This is a genomic window from Rahnella aceris, from assembly GCF_011684115.1.
GTDB lineage: Bacteria > Pseudomonadota > Gammaproteobacteria > Enterobacterales > Enterobacteriaceae > Rahnella > Rahnella aceris.
Genome location: NZ_JAADJV010000002.1, coordinates 1 through 15,956 on the forward strand (window position 1 = coordinate 1; position 15,956 = coordinate 15,956).

Annotated in this window: 13 protein-coding genes; 8 read left to right on the forward strand and 5 right to left on the reverse strand. The window is 48.8% G+C overall.

Features of this window, described 5'->3' with window-relative positions; genetic code table 11:
• Positions 1-114: 114 nt before the first annotated feature.
• From GW591_RS12485 to tkt, 5 genes are all read right to left on the reverse strand, one after another.
• On the reverse strand, positions 115-1,197 hold the full coding sequence (locus GW591_RS12485; RefSeq protein WP_013576801.1) for a LacI family DNA-binding transcriptional regulator: 1,083 nt from the start codon (positions 1,195-1,197) through the stop codon (positions 115-117).
• A gap of 136 nt (positions 1,198-1,333) precedes the next feature.
• Entirely contained in the window at positions 1,334-2,413 is a 1,080-nt protein-coding gene (gene fbaA, locus GW591_RS12490; RefSeq protein ID WP_013576802.1) for a class II fructose-bisphosphate aldolase, read from the reverse strand.
• Between the two features lie 129 nt (positions 2,414-2,542).
• The gene (gene pgk, locus GW591_RS12495) at positions 2,543-3,706 is read right to left on the reverse strand and encodes a phosphoglycerate kinase (RefSeq protein ID WP_013576803.1); all 1,164 of its coding nucleotides are present in this window, start codon (positions 3,704-3,706) and stop codon (positions 2,543-2,545) included.
• Between the two features lie 72 nt (positions 3,707-3,778).
• Positions 3,779-4,795, reverse strand: a complete 1,017-nt coding sequence (gene epd / locus GW591_RS12500; RefSeq protein ID WP_013576804.1) for an erythrose-4-phosphate dehydrogenase — start codon at positions 4,793-4,795, stop codon at positions 3,779-3,781.
• Positions 4,796-5,295: 500 nt separating this feature from the next.
• Positions 5,296-7,290 (reverse strand): transketolase, encoded by a 1,995-nt coding sequence (tkt, locus tag GW591_RS12505; protein WP_013576805.1) that lies wholly within the window; start codon positions 7,288-7,290, stop codon positions 5,296-5,298.
• 248 nt (positions 7,291-7,538) lie between these two features.
• Between tkt and loiP the strand changes: the two genes are divergently transcribed.
• The 8 genes from loiP to GW591_RS12545 all read left to right on the forward strand — a co-directional run bounded on the left by loiP (position 7,539) and on the right by GW591_RS12545 (position 15,903).
• Positions 7,539-8,291: a metalloprotease LoiP gene (gene loiP / locus GW591_RS12510; protein WP_013576806.1), complete on the forward strand. Its 753-nt coding sequence runs from the start codon at positions 7,539-7,541 to the stop codon at positions 8,289-8,291.
• A 554-nt stretch (positions 8,292-8,845) separates the two neighbouring features.
• Positions 8,846-9,433 (forward strand): fimbrial protein, encoded by a 588-nt coding sequence (locus tag GW591_RS12515; protein ID WP_013576807.1) that lies wholly within the window; start codon positions 8,846-8,848, stop codon positions 9,431-9,433.
• Between the two features lie 80 nt (positions 9,434-9,513).
• Positions 9,514-10,248, forward strand: coding sequence for a fimbrial chaperone (locus tag GW591_RS12520; RefSeq protein ID WP_112197173.1), 735 nt, complete (start codon positions 9,514-9,516; stop codon positions 10,246-10,248).
• Positions 10,249-10,289: 41 nt separating this feature from the next.
• Positions 10,290-12,926, forward strand: coding sequence for an outer membrane usher protein (locus GW591_RS12525; protein WP_166860728.1), 2,637 nt, complete (start codon positions 10,290-10,292; stop codon positions 12,924-12,926).
• A gap of 34 nt (positions 12,927-12,960) precedes the next feature.
• Complete coding sequence (locus GW591_RS12530) at positions 12,961-13,539, forward strand: fimbrial protein (protein WP_013576810.1); 579 nt, start codon at positions 12,961-12,963, stop codon at positions 13,537-13,539.
• A 30-nt stretch (positions 13,540-13,569) separates the two neighbouring features.
• The gene (locus GW591_RS12535) at positions 13,570-14,154 is read left to right on the forward strand and encodes a fimbrial protein (RefSeq protein ID WP_112150881.1); all 585 of its coding nucleotides are present in this window, start codon (positions 13,570-13,572) and stop codon (positions 14,152-14,154) included.
• A 29-nt stretch (positions 14,155-14,183) separates the two neighbouring features.
• Positions 14,184-14,786 carry a fimbrial-like protein gene (locus GW591_RS12540; RefSeq protein WP_013576812.1) on the forward strand — a complete coding sequence of 201 codons (603 nt, stop codon included), beginning with the start codon at positions 14,184-14,186 and terminating at the stop codon, positions 14,784-14,786.
• On the forward strand, positions 14,779-15,903 hold the full coding sequence (locus tag GW591_RS12545) for a fimbrial protein (protein WP_013576813.1): 1,125 nt from the start codon (positions 14,779-14,781) through the stop codon (positions 15,901-15,903). The genes GW591_RS12540 and GW591_RS12545 overlap by 8 nt, the downstream gene beginning before the upstream one ends.
• The last annotated feature ends 53 nt before the right edge of the window (positions 15,904-15,956 follow it).

Sequence of the window (15,956 nt, forward strand, 5' to 3'; positions counted from 1 at the left end):
TTATGCGCTCACAATAATATAAACATGCGTAACCGGAGAGAGTAAGTAAAGTGCGGGGATGCGGGAAAGGGACGCGGATCACAAATTCCGCGTCAGTCAGTTCTTAAAAAAGATTTACAGCGCGCTGAGCTGACGTGCGATGCGGATCAGTTCCTGCGATAAAGTTTCCTGCGACACAGTGTCTGTACCCGGTCTGGCGGTTGTATGGCGTTCAACTAAAGAAGTGGGCAGTAACAATGAGGACTGCGGGTGATCGCCATGCGTATGCAGATGCTCTACCAGCCGGTTAATGCTCTCGTGACCGAGCAGGCGGAAATCCTGTTTGATGGTGGTCAGCGGCGGGAAGAAAAATGCGCTGTCTTCAGTATCGTCATAGCCCATCACCGAGATTTGCTCCGGCACCCGCAGGCCAAACTCATGGACAGCGCGCAGTACGCCCAGCGCCATCTGATCATTGGCGACCAGGATCGCCGTAGGGCGTGCGGGCTGATTGAGCAACAATAATGCCTGCTGGTAACCCGAAGCCGCGCTCCAGTCGCCATGCTGAACCGCGCACGGCGTAATATCGTGCAATGCCAGCGTATTCAGCCAGCCTTCATAACGTAAGCGTGCAGATATGGATTCGAGCGGGCCGGTCAGTACGGCGATCTGCTGATGTCCGAGCGCCAGCAGATGTTCGACGCCCTGCTCTGCCCCGCAGTGAGGATCGAACAGAATTTTAAACACATCGGCCTGCGGATCGACATCCAGAAACAGCGCCGGTAAATTGCCGCAAAGCTGTGCGATCGCGTCTGCGTCCTCATTCGACAACGGCACGTTAATCAGCACGCCATCGACACGCTGTGACATCAGTTCATTCACCGCCGTACGACACGCGGCAAGGCTCAGGTTATCAATCATCGATATCACGACGTTGAAACCTAGCTGATTTGCGCGGGTTTTCATTGCCGACGCGATTTGTGAAGGGGCGTGTAGCGCCAGCTCGGTGGTCGCCAGCCCAAGGGTGTAACTTTGTTTGCCCGCCAGTTGCTGGGCGACACGGTTCGGGACGTAATTCAGCGCAGCCATTGCCTGTTCGACTTTGTTGCGCGTTCTGACCGAGACGTGTGCAGCCTGATTCAGGACGCGCGAAACGGTCTGATAAGACACACCGGCGTGGCGCGCGACATCATCGAGGGTGACAGATTTTGGCTTCATGGCTCTCTCTTCGGGGATTCTGGCGAAACACGGATAACGGGCTATTGTGGCCGGAAAGCAGGCAATAAAAAAGGGGCCGAAGCCCCTTTGACGATTATCCTCACATTCCGGTGGTCAAGCACCGGAAGCGTAAGAATTACAGTACGTCGATTGCGTTCAGTTCTTTGAATGCCAGTTCCAGGCGAGTCACCATGGAAGACTGTGCAGAACGCAGCCATACGCGCGGGTCATAGAATTTCTTGTTAGGTTTGTCCGCGCCTTCCGGGTTACCCAACTGACCTTGCAGGTAAGCTTCGTTTTTCTTGTAGAACTGCAGGATACCGTCCCAGTTAGCCCACTGAGTGTCGGTATCGATGTTCATTTTGATAACACCGTAACCTACAGATTCTTTGATTTCTGCTGCAGTAGAACCGGAACCGCCGTGGAATACGAAGTTCAGGCTGTTGTGTGGCAGGTTATGTTTCTTGCACACGTATTCCTGAGAATCACGCAGGATAGTTGGAGTCAGTTTAACGTTACCTGGTTTGTAAACACCGTGTACGTTACCGAATGACGCAGCGATAGTGAAACGCGGGCTGATGGCGTTCAGTTTTTCGTATGCATAATCAACGTCTTGCGGTTGAGTGTACAGTGCAGACGCGTCCATATGGCTGTTGTCTACGCCATCTTCTTCACCGCCGGTACAACCCAGTTCGATTTCCAGAGTCATGTCGATTTTTGCCATGCGAGCTAAATACTTGCTGCAAATTTCGATGTTTTCTTCCAGAGACTCTTCAGACAGGTCGATCATGTGAGAAGAGAACAGTGGTTTACCGGTTTTCGCGTAGTGAGCTTCACCCGCGTCCAGCAGTCCGTCGATCCATGGCAGCAGTTTTTTCGCGCAGTGGTCGGTGTGCAGGATAACTGGCACGCCGTAATGTTCTGCCATCTGATGCACATGGTGTGCGCCAGAGATTGCACCCAGGATTGCCGCGCCTTGTGGCACGTCAGTTTTCAGGCCTTTACCGGCGATAAACGCAGCGCCACCGTTAGAGAACTGAACGATAACCGGTGAACGGACTTTCGCAGCAGCTTCGAGAACGGCGTTGATAGAGTCGGTGCCTACGCAGTTAACCGCTGGCAGAGCAAATTTGTTTTCTTTAGCAATAGCGAAAACTTTCTGTACATCATCACCAGTGATAACGCCTGGTTTTACGAAATCAAAAATTTTAGACATAGTTCTTTGTCCTGTATTCGTCGGCCGTAGATGGATTGAATCGGTTTGCTATGTCGCGCGGGCTCCACTGTGCAGCCCCCCGCGCGGCAAAGAAGAACGGACAGCATTATGCTCCCCGTTCAGGGTTCATTACTTCTTAGCACGCTCTTCCAGCATCACAACCGCTGGCAGTGCTTTCCCTTCAACGAATTCCAGGAATGCGCCACCGCCAGTGGAGATATAGGAAATTTTGTCAGCGATACCGAACAAATCGATAGCTGCCAGTGTGTCGCCGCCGCCTGCGATAGAGAATGCATCGCTGTCAGCAATAGCCTGCGCCACAATTTCGGTCCCTTTACGGAAGTTAGGGAACTCGAACACGCCTACAGGACCATTCCACAGAATGGTTTTAGCGTTTTTAATGATCTCAGCCAGGCGGTATGCAGACTCATCGCCCATGTCGAGAATTTGTTCGTCATCTTTGATGTCTTTAACAGACTTCACCGTTGCAACGGCTGTTTCAGAGAACTCAGTCGCCACGCGAACATCGGTAGGAACAGGAATGTCGCAGGTTTCCAGCAATTTGCTTGCGGTGCCGACCAGGTCTGCTTCGTACAGGGATTTACCGACGTTGTTGCCTTGAGCAGCCACGAAGGTGTTCGCGATACCACCGCCAACGATCAGCTGGTCAGCGATTTTAGACAGGGAATCCAGAACGGTCAGTTTGGTAGAAACTTTAGAACCGCCAACGATAGCCACCATCGGACGTGCCGGGTTACCCAGCGCTTTACCCAGTGCTTCCAGTTCTGCAGACAGCAGCGGACCGGCACAGGCGATCGGAGCAAATTTGCCCACGCCGTGAGTAGAAGCTTGCGCGCGGTGCGCGGTACCAAATGCGTCCATCACATAGATGTCACACAGGGCAGCATATTTTTTGGACAGGGCTTCGTCGTCTTTCTTTTCGCCTTTGTTAAAGCGAACGTTTTCCAGAACCACCAGCTCACCTTCGGCAACTTCAACACCATCAAGGTAATCTTTCGCCAGACGTACTGGGGATTTCAGATGCTCTTTCAGGTAATTAACAACCGGCAGCAGAGAAAACTCTTCGTTATATTCGCCTTCAGTCGGACGACCCAGATGCGAGGTAACCATCACGCGTGCGCCTTGTTTCAGGGCAATTTCGATGGTTGGTAAAGAAGCGCGGATACGTGCATCTGACGTTACTTTGCCATCTTTAACTGGCACGTTCAGATCGGCACGGATTAGTACGCGTTTACCCGCTAAATCCAGATCGCTCATCTTAATAACAGACATGGTGAATCCTCTCGTTGATTCTCTTTAAAGTTGCTTGAAGGCCGTTTCGGTCGGGAGACCGGAACAGCCGTACTAGAAACCGCTAGCGGACATTGCCAATGTTGTATCCAACATTCGGTTGGCAAAACCCCACTCGTTATCGCACCAGACCAGTGTCTTAATCAGGTGCTGTCCACTTACCCGCGTCTGCGTTCCATCTACGATGGCGCTATGGGGATCATGGTTAAAATCTGTCGAGACTAATGGTAGTTCGGTATAGTCAACAATACCACGAAAAGCACCTGTTGCAGCCTTTTGCAGCAACTGGTTAACCTCGCCTACCGTCACAGAACCCTCGACAAATACACTCAGATCAATGGCTGTGACATTGATTGTCGGCACACGCACCGAGATCGCTTCAAAGCGATCGCAGAATTTGGGCATGATGCGTGTGATCCCTGCGGCCAGCTTGGTATCGACCGGGATAATGGACTGGCTGGCGGCGCGCGTACGGCGTAAATCCGCATGGTACGCATCGATAACCGGTTGGTCATTCATTGAGGAATGGATGGTCGTTACCGTGCCGGACTCAATGCCAAAAGCATCGTCGAGCAGTTTGATCACAGGGATAATACAGTTGGTGGTGCAGGACGCATTGGACACAATGCGGTGCTGACGTTCGAGCAACTGGTGGTTCACACCGTAAACCACCGTGGCGTCAAGATCATGAGCGCCCGGATGCGCGAACAGAATTTTTTTGGCGCCAGCCGCAAGCTGGGCTTCACCGTCTGCACGGCTGCCATAAACGCCAGTGCAATCAAGCACGACGTCAATGCTCAGTTCGCCCCACGGCAACTGGCTGGCATCAGACTGATGAAGTAAACGGATGGAGTCATCGCCGACGTAAAGGTTTTCACCTTCCTGGCGGACATCCCAGGCAAAGCGCCCGTGGCTGGAGTCGTATTTAAGCAGATGTGCCATGCCTTCAGGACTGGCGATTTCATTGATGGCAATGACGGAGATTTCCGCCCGACGCCCGGATTCGTATAACGCGCGCAATACGCTACGGCCAATGCGACCAAAGCCATTAATTGCAATACGTATTGGCATACATCTCCCTGTTACACGGTTGTTACTCAATATCAGTAACACCTATAGTAATGCAGCGTGCGTTTACGGTGAATCACCATCATCATCTGTCCGCACAATGCATGCGGCAGAAAAGTTTCAGTTTCAGGCACGATAACAACCTGGTGACGATGTTAAGCTCAAATAGCCTGACTGAAACGGTTCAGCTGAGAATAAACCAAACGATGAATAAAAGGAATAATTCGTAGAACAACCCCGCATTAATCGCGCCGATCGCTGAAAAAAACACCAGTCAATTCTGTGTATTCACAGTGATTTTACTTTTTCGTCACCTTTTCGACAGTGATTTTTCGCAAAAAATGACCGAATGAAACATTTTCAGAATGCAGGCAGTGTAACCGAGTCCGCATCAGAAGGGTTTGACCTGCGTCATTTCGTACGAAACTGAGAACCGGCGCATGAAAATGCAGGCGAAAAAAAAGCACCCGAAGGTGCTTTTAAGCGGCTCTAAGAATGCGGGATTACTTCAGTAACGCCTGTGCCTGAGCAACAACGTTATCAACAGTGAAACCGAATTCTTTGAACAACAGTTCTGCTGGCGCAGATTCGCCGAAGCTGTGCATTCCGACGATAGCACCATTCAGGCCAACGTATTTGAACCAGTAATCAGCAATACCGGCTTCAACCGCAACGCGCGCAGAAACGGCTTTCGGCAGGACAGATTCACGGTAAGCCGCGTCCTGTTTGTCGAAGGCATCCGTGGACGGCATAGAAACCACGCGCACTTTAGTGCCCGCTGCAGCCAGTTTGTCTGCCGCTTCTACCGTGATACCGACTTCAGAGCCGGTCGCGATCAGGATCACTTCCGGCGTACCGTCGCAATCTTTCAGCACGTAACCCCCGCGCGCCACGTTGGCCAGCTGTTCAGCGGTACGTGGTTGCTGGGTCAGGTTTTGACGGGAGAAGATCAGGGTAACCGGACCGTCATTACGCTCGATGGCGTATTTCCATGCCACGGCAGATTCAACCTGATCCGCAGGACGCCAGGTGCTCATGTTTGGCGTAACGCGCAGGCTGGCGATTTGCTCAACCGGCTGGTGTGTCGGGCCATCTTCGCCCAGACCGATGGAGTCATGGGTGTACACGAACACGTTGCGGATCTTCATCAGTGCGGCCATACGCACGGCATTACGCGCATATTCCACGAACATCAGGAAAGTCGCAGAGTACGGCAGGAAACCGCCGTGCAGCGCGATACCGTTGGTGATCGCGGTCATACCGAATTCACGTACGCCATAATGGATGTAGTTACCTGCCTGATCGTCGCCGATAGACTTCGAACCAGACCACATGGTCAGGTTGCTTGGTGCCAGGTCAGCAGAGCCGCCCAGGAATTCAGGCAACACTTTACCGAACGCTTCCAGCGCATTCTGGGAGGCTTTACGGCTGGCGATGTTCGCAGGATTAGCCTGCAATTGTTCGATGAATTTCTGTGCTTCGGTTTCCCAGTTTGCTGGCAGCTCGCCGTTCACACGACGTTTGAACTCTTTTGCCAGTTCAGGGTGCGCTTTAGCGTAAGCGTCAAACTTGTCGTTCCACGCAGCTTCTTTGGCTTTGCCGGCTTCTTTCGCGTCCCACTGCGCATAGATATCTTGCGGGATTTCAAACGCAGCGTATTTCCAGCCCAGTGCTTCGCGGGTAGCTGCCACTTCGGCTGCGCCCAGTGCGGCACCGTGTACATCGTGAGTACCGGCCTTGTTCGGCGAACCGAAACCGATCACAGTTTTACACATCAGCAGGGAAGGTTTGTCGGTAACTTTGTGCGCTTCTTCAATAGCCGCTTTGATAGAGTCAGGATTGTGACCATCAACACCACGTACAACATGCCAGCCGTAAGCTTCGAAACGTGCCGCAGTGTCATCGGTGAACCAGCCTTCTACGTGGCCGTCGATGGAAATGCCGTTATCATCATAAAACGCGGTCAGTTTGCCAAGTTTCATGGTACCGGCCAGAGAACACACTTCGTGAGAAATGCCTTCCATCATGCAGCCGTCGCCCAGGAATGCATAAGTCTGGTGATCGACAATGTCATGGCCTGGTTTGTTGAACTGTGCTGCCAGCGTACGTTCTGCGATAGCAAAACCGACGGCGTTCGCGATGCCCTGACCCAGCGGGCCAGTGGTGGTTTCAACGCCAGGCGTATAACCGTATTCCGGGTGGCCCGGGGTTTTCGAGTGCAACTGACGGAAGTTAGCCAGTTCGCTCATCGGCAGATCATAGCCAGTGAGGTGCAGCAGGCTATAAATCAGCATAGAGCCATGACCATTGGACAGCACGAAGCGGTCACGGTCAGCCCAGTGCGGGTTAGTCGGGTTGTGATTCAGGTAATCGCGCCACAGCACTTCGGCAATGTCTGCCATGCCCATAGGGGCGCCAGGGTGGCCGGAATTCGCTTTCTGCACGGCATCCATACTAAGTGCGCGAATAGCGTTCGCAAGCTCTTTACGAGAGGACATGTTCTACTCCAGGTCGGATTAAAAAAGCAGTCAAGAAAGTCATTTTCTCAGACTCGGCATTAAAACGGCAATCTCTAATCACTCTCGTGATTAAGTTCACAAAATCCGCTTTTAAATCAGGGCGTTTTTTCGGACTTACACTATAGATCGTGCACTGCGAAAAACCTACCTTAACGCTATCCTTACAACCAGAGCCTTTTTCAGGCTACAGTTTCTGTTTTGTTAACTTTTTCTGGGAACACAAATTGATGAAATTTCACCCTCTTCTGTTAAGCCTTTTTACCGCGTCACTGGTCAGCGGTTGTGCGACCGTCAATACCGACACTTTAATGCAGTCCGGCGCGCAGGCTTATCAGGCGTATACCCTGAGCGATGCCGACGTCAAAACGCTGAGCGTGCAGTCTTGTGAAGAAATGGATAAAAAGGCGCAGATAGCACCCGACAGCAGCGAATACGCACAGCGCCTGAAAAAAATCTCCGCAGCACTGGGCGATAATATTAACGGCACGCCCGCCAACTATAAGGTTTACCTGACCAAAGACGTCAATGCCTGGGCAATGGCCAACGGCTGTATTCGCGTTTACAGCGGCCTGATGGACATAATGAACGACAATGAAGTGGAAGGCGTGCTCGGCCATGAAATGGGCCACGTCGCACTCGGCCACACCCGTAAAGCCATGCAGGTCGCCTACAGCGCCACGGCGGCACGTTCCGCGATTTCGTCACTCGGCGGCGTCAGCGCAACATTGTCACAATCGCAGCTGGCGGATCTGGGCGAGAAATACGTCAATGCGCAGTTCTCGCAGAAACAGGAATCCGAAGCGGATGATTACTCGTTTGATTTGCTGAAAAAACGCGGTATCGACCCGACAGGTCTGGCAACCAGTTTTGAGAAACTGGCAAAACTGGATCAGGGCAGCAGCATCGGCTGGTTTGATGATCACCCGTCTTCAGAAGCACGTGCTAAACATATTCGCGAGCGAATTGCTGCCGGGAAATAATAAAGAGATGCATAACAAGTCATCCTGCGGTTCGTCACTAAAAACGTCGGGCCTCTGACTTTTAATTTCCGTGCTAATCATCCAGGCACCTTCGGGTGCCTTAATATTTTTCCTTTCTGCCTCCCCTCCTCTTCAGCATGTCATTACGCCTGTATGTTATGTAAGCAAACAAAACCTGATTACCTTATCCACCTTCAATAGCACAATTTGTTTATCATTTTCACGGATTTTAAAACTAAATCCATCATATATTTTGATATATATTTCTATGCAGTTTTCCATTTCAATTAGAAAAATCGATCCTTGAGATCTCTTTATCTGATAATTAATAACTTCCCTAAAAATAAAATTCAATACTTAAAAAATAATTCTGGGGTTCATTACAGATCCCACAATGAAATATTTAGTTACATTCATATTGCAGTGTGTACAACTTGATATAAACAACAACGTAATTATAATTCCTCCTTAGTAAGTCTTTGAAAAAAGCTTATTTAATTCACTACTACTTTTACTTTACTATTTTGTTATTTTCATAATGAAAAGGACATTTCATGAAAAAAATTAAGACGCTCTTCCCTTTATCCGTCTTTTGTCTGGCATTCGGCAGCTTATCTGCCCAGGCAGCGGATTTGGGATTAATTACCTTTGATGGTGCGGTCTCTGACACGACCTGTGAAATCACCACTAACAACGGTATTGCAGCGAATAATGTCACTATCTCAATGCCTGTGGTGACGAAAGCGGCAGTGGATGTCACCACTCGCGCTGCTGGCGGTGTCGGTGCCAAAGAGTTCGAGTTAATGCTGAATGATTGCGCCGAATCAGTGAAAAAAGCCTCCGTCAGCTTCTCTTCACAGCAATTTGCTGAATTGTCCAGCGGTACGCTGAAACCTGATGCTACCGTCTCTGGTAGTGCGCAAAACGTCAGTGTTGCGCTTTACAACAACACAGCAACCAACGTTAGCCAGGTTCTGATCGGCGACCCGACTGATGTGGCACAAAGCGTGGCTCTGGTCGAAGGTCGTGGTGTGTTTGCCTATAAGGCAGCCTATGTACCTAGTGCTGACTGGTCTGCAACAAATAGTGTTCAGTCGGGTAAAGTGAATACTAACGTCACCTTTACTATGAACTACGAATAATATTCAACGTTAATTAATGATTAAGCGTACCCAATGAACAAACAGGTGCGCTTTTATTATAAAATTTAATAGAGGGAAATATGAATTTTATACCGACACCAAAAATTGTTTCATTCTGCCTTGCCGTTCTGGGATTTATTGCTTGTGATGTCTGCGCAGATGTTGTCATTTCTGGTACCCGGATTATTTATCCGGCTCAGGCGAAAGAGATTACGGTGAAACTGGATAACCGCGGTGAAAAAGCCTTGCTGGTTCAATCCTGGCTGGATGATGGCCGCGAGGATGTGAATCCGCAGGAGATGAAAATTCCTTTCCTTGTGACCCCCCCTATTTCACGAATGAACGCCAAACAAGGCCAGACAGTGAAAATTGCCAGCCTTGGGGGCGAATTACCCAAAGATAAAGAAACTGTATTTTGGTTTAACGTTCTTGAAATTCCGCCTAAAGCCAAAAATAGTACCGATGAAAATTTGCTTCAGTTGGCTTTTCGTACCCGCATAAAGTTGTTTTATCGTCCTGAGGGGCTGAAGGGTTCAGCTTCTGAAGCAGCGACGGCATTGACATGGAAAATAGTGAAAAATGGTCAACAGGTTTTTGCAGAAGCGAAAAATACCACCCCTTACTTTGTCACGGTGAATGAAGCTTTTCTGAATACGAATGGCCGCAAGTACGAACTGGAAACAAAAATGATCGCCCCCGATTCCACTCAGTTGATGAAAGTCGACGGGCTGACGACGACGGTAAACACAGGGAAGATAAATTATACCGCAATTAATGATTATGGCGGAAATATAAAATACGAAGCATCCCTTTAAATAAACCCTGACGCCATCTGATTCATAAAAAAAGCAATATTATGAAAAAAAATAAAATCACAACGGGATTATTACTGCTTCCATTGACTATAGGCGTCAGCGCTGTGTGGTCACCCAGGTCCGTGGCGGAAACTGCGGTTACCAATGATAAATCCGATGAGCAAGTTGGAGATGATGATGAAAATGTAGAGTTTGATAGTCAGTTTCTCTACAGCACAGCAAACAGTGAAAAAATAGACACCCGCCGTTTTAGCAAGGGCAATCCTGTTGTGCCAGGCGTTTACAGCGTCGGTATTTTTATTAACGGTTCATTAAAACTAAACTCTAAAGTCAATTTCGTTGATAACGGGACGAATATTGCCAGCCCGTGTCTCACGCAAAAATTGCTTGAGCAGTTAGATATCCTCATCGATATCGATAAAGAAGATACTGCAGATATTTCGCCGGAAGGCGGGGAAACAACGTGCATTAATCTGACCGAAAAACTCAGTCATTCAAAGGTCAAATTCAATTCATCGGAACAACGCCTGGATATTACTATTCCGCAGATTTATCTCGCAAAACGTCCTTCTGGTTATGTCAATCCGGCTCTGTGGGAAGAAGGCATTCCAGCGTTCATGCTGTCTTACGACATGAATGCCTACCGTTCAAGCGCTGACGGAGATTCTCGCGACAGCGCCTATGCAGGGCTGAATTATGGCGCGAACTTATCTGGCTGGCGTTTTCGTGCCAGAGGTTCAACCAACTGGGATCAGGAAAATGGCCTGTCCTATACCAGTCAGGATGCTTATATTCAGCACGATATCACCGGATTAAAAGCCCAGTTCGTTTTGGGTGATACTTACACTCAGGGCGATGCCTTTGATTCCATCAATCTGAGAGGATTCAGGGTGTTCAGTGACAGCCGCATGCAACCGGGTTCATCTAACAACTATGCGCCAGTGATCCGCGGCACCGCAAACAGTAATGCGAAAGTGACTGTCCGCCAGAGCGGTACGGTGATTTATGAAACCACCGTACCGCCGGGACCTTTTGCTCTTGATGACATTAACCCAACGGGTTATGGCAACAGTATAGACGTGACAGTAGAAGAATCAGATGGCACCCGGCGTTCTTTCTCAGTGCCCTTCTCCTCGGTCACACAGATGTTACGCCCCGGTAATAGCCGCTGGGATGTAGGCTTCGGCAAACTCAATGAGAGTTCATCCAGCAACTCCCCCGAGGTGGCGGTGCTGACTGGCTATTATGGGATCAATAATACCTTCACCGGCTATGCCGGTGCTGAAGCGATGTCATCGGACTACCTTGCCCTGCTGACAGGGGTTGCGATGAATACCCCGGCGGGTGCATTTGCCTTCGACATTACCCACTCCCGTGCCGATATCGACGACGACCGGTCACTCGACGGTCAGAGCTATCGAATCTCTTACAATAAGCTGTTGACTGAAACCAATACGTCGCTGAATGTTGCGGCTTACCGATTTTCGACACAGGACTATCTGAGCTTACGCGATGCCGCTTCACTTCAGGATGAACTCAGCCGGGATCCAATGAATGAAGAGGAAACTTTTAAAAATTACGACAGAATGAAAAACCAGATACAAATTAATGTTAACCAGCCTCTGGAATATCGTGAACAGAGTTATGGTTCTCTTTATATGACGGGCAGTTGGGAAACTTACTGGAATCAAAATAAGAAAACGTCTCAGTTTTCTCTCGGATATAACAATAGCTATCGTTGGGCAAACTATAGTATTTCCCTTCAGCGTGAGTATAACGAGAATGGCGACCAGGATAATCGACTGTATGTTAATCTGAGTATTCCTCTGGAAAACATTTTCACGCAGGGTAAACGTCCCGGTGGATTTACCAACCTAAATGCCGGCATAAGCACTGACTTTAAAGGCTCCTCGCAAATGGACATGAGTGCTGGCGGTTATAGCGAGGATAATCGCTACAACTACAGCGTTAATACGTCATCTTCACTCGCCGACTCAGAGAATTTAAATCAAATTGGCGGATACGGAAGCTATAACAGCGCTTACGGCCCCGTGAGTCTTTCCGCCTCTTTAACCGATGACGGAGGACGGCAGGCTTCCTTCGGCTCCAGCGGAGGTATGGTTATTCATGCTGACGGGATTACATTTGCTCCCGGAAACATCAATGACTCCGATACGCTGGCACTGGTCAGCGCCAAAGGGGCGAAGGGCACAAAAATGAGTACGGGTGAAGGTCGGATTGACAGTAACGGATATGCAATCACACCTTATCTTTCACCCTATCAGGAAAATACGGTGGGTCTGGACATCAGCACACTGGAGGCAGACGTTAATATTGTTAATACCAGCACGATTACCTACCCGCGCAGTGGTTCAGTGGTATTAGTTAATTTCGAAACCGATGAAGGCCGCTCAGTTATTATGGAGTTGCAACGTTCCGATAACGGATTCATTCCTTTAGGTGCTGATGTTTTTAATGATAAAAACATCCTCGTGGGAAATATGGGCCAGGGCGGAATGGCTTTCATTCGCGGTATCGATGATAAAGGGATACTGCATGTTGTCTGGGGAAGTCAGTCTGACCAATCCTGTCAGATTAATTATTCCATCCCGGAAACCCCGGAAAAAGTGAACATGACAATCATGTTAAAAAATATCCTTTGCACAATCACCCATTGATTTCCGGGTAAATAGAATAAACAGGAGAAAAAGAATGAGAAAGGGATACAGAATATCATTCTCGATATTTTCAGCTTTATTTATCAATATGAACATGACACCGACTTTCGCACAAAATGTTAACGTTACTTTTAGCGCTAATATTATTGAAACGACGTGTGAAATGAGACTGGAAGGCGGTTCAGGAAATGGCATTAACAATACCATTCCTGTTGGTTCGGGCGGAAAGGTGGGGTTAGATAAAATTATTGCCGGTGATAATGCTGCTACGGCAACCTTCAAAATAAAAATTGTGGAATGCCCGGCGGGAGTCACATCGATTAAAACCACCATAAGGGGCACGCAGTCAAATTATGCTGACACATTGATTACTAGTGGAATTACAGGTGAAGGGGCATCCTCCTTTTTGGGCGTTTCTATTGCACGTGCCTCGGCGTCAAACCAGCCTTTTGTGATTAATTCCACCAATGACAGCCAGCGGCTCAACTGGAGCAGCGCAGAAATCAATGCAAAAGAGGTCACCCTGATTTCACGCCTGCAAGAAACGCAAGCAAATAAAGGAACAACGGGGAATTTCAGCGCCGTTGCCACCTTTAACTTTAACTATGAATAAAATAGAAAAAACAGGTTATGAAAGATCTGCATGGAGAAAAATAACGTGAAACCCAAACAAATTTTACTGCTTTCAGCAGCATTCATCATGACGTGTTCAGCACATGCCGTTGAGCTCACGCCGACTGAAAATTTAACCGCTACTTTTACTTCTACTATTGAAGCAGGGACTTGTGCTGCCCAGATTCAAAACTCATCAGGGACACCGACATCCGCCATTAACTTTAATGATGTCTATAAATCAGAACTGAAACAGAAAAGTAAAATTCAGCCTTTTAAACTGGTTTTCAGCGATTGCTCCGGCGTTAAATCCGCCGAGATCACCGCCAACCCAACAGCAGGAGCCTGTTCCGGTACCGGAGCCAGTGGTGATTCATTTGCCAACAATGGCGGCACTGCAGCGGCGACTGCGGTTGAACTCTGGCGGAATGCACCTGACAGCGGCACTCAGTTCAGTTGTGTCGACAGAGCCACACCGCAAACGGTCACACTCACCACTGCGGGCACAACCCTGAATATGAATGCCCGAATGGTGATTGCAGCAGGCAGTACACTATCAAATGTTACCTCAGGGAACTTTATTGCACCGATCACGTTTGTGATTATCTATCAATAAATCGCCGAGCAAAGACTAATGGAAGGAATATGATAAATCACCCGGTGAATATGAATAATACATTATTACGTTTGTTAACGGTATTAGCCGTGGGGTTTCCTTTCGTCACCAGTGCGGAAAGTGATCTCAACCTGAATATACAAGCTAATATTCTCGAGACGACCTGCCAGTTAACCGTACAAAATGGCGGCGCCATTCATTTACCTACCGTTAGCGTCAATTATTTTGATGATCGCGGTTCCCCGCCTGCGCCAATATTACCCACCGATCAGCTGGGCGGTTATCCGTTCACTGTTAGCCTGAGCGAATGCACGGATGTGATAGAGAATGTTCATTTCAGTTTTGCCCCGCAATCAGGAAATTTCGCACCTGGCTCTAAACAGGTATTTATCAGCGAAACAGACGGTGCAGCAGATGGCGCCGATAACGTGGGCCTGGTGATATTTTCCCAGAAATACAACACCAATGTGCTGGAGGCAGACGGTTCTTCCGATGTGAATTTCCCGATAAACGCCGCAACACCCGTTGCTGAAATAACGGACTATCACTTCTATACACGTTATCAGAATACAGGCGCTGTCTCAGCAGGCCGGGTTACATCAAAAGTATTAGTGAGTGTTAGCTATGAATAATCATTTACCTTTTAATACAGTGTATATACGGTCGTCTCGTTTCATCCGTACATTCATTTTTACCGCTTTATTAGTACTAACGGGGGATTTAACCGTTAAACCGGCTGAGGCGGCAGTAGAATGTTATTTCAGGGATGCCCCCTACACCGCAACATTAAGCTTTTCCGGCTCTGTGGTTTCCCTGTTACCGCATGTGACCAGGACGCAAATGATTACGGACTTAAATCAAAAAGCAGCCACAACTAAGAATGCGCGTACCGATTGTAGCCCGGGTGATTCTGGTGAGATTTTATATGGGATCGCCGGCGCCATTCCTCAGGTTGACGATTACGCGGGTGCTTCCCCCAGTGCGGGATTATATGCCACCAATATCCCGGGGATCCTCTATTCAGTTCAAATCAGAGGCACCGGGGCCAGTTACAGAATTCAAGCTTTTATGCCTTATTTTTACCTTGAAAATGAAACCACGGCACAGTATACCAACAATATGGAAAGCTCAATGGATGGGGGTCAGTGGTATGATTACTATATTGTGCTTTTTCAGACCCCCCAGTTCACCGGTATACCCGCAGGTGTAACCTCCATTCGACCGGCTTCGGCGGGTTATATTGGTGGATTCAGGGTGGGTAAGGAGGACATTAACAACCATCATATTAGTCTGAATATGAGTACTTTCTCCTTCCCCGTGCAAACGCCAACCTGTACTGCGCTGGTCAGCAGTGCGGGCGGCGGTACTATCCCGCTGGGGGATTACAGTGCAGCAAAAGTCAATTCAGGGGCTACCAGCGTGACGAAATTCAGCCTGAATGCTTCCGGCTGTACGAATGTGAACATGTTTAAAACCCGGATGACGACGAATATTGTCGCGCCGGGGAACAATATGTTGTTGGGTAATTCAGTGACATCAAATGCGGCAACGGGTGTGGGTGTGAAAATTACCACAGGTTCTGGCAGCCAGTTGAAACCTAACGACACCAATTCCGTTTACTCAGTGACTGATTTGAATATGCCTTCATCTAAACAATTACAGTTCAACGCGCAACTGGTCGGCGATTCCAGGAGTATTTCGGTAGGACGCTTCTCTGCCACTGGTACTTTTGTTGTCAATTATGAATAGTAAAAAAATGGCGAAGGAGGACCCCTTCGCCATATTATTGTGACGGTAATACG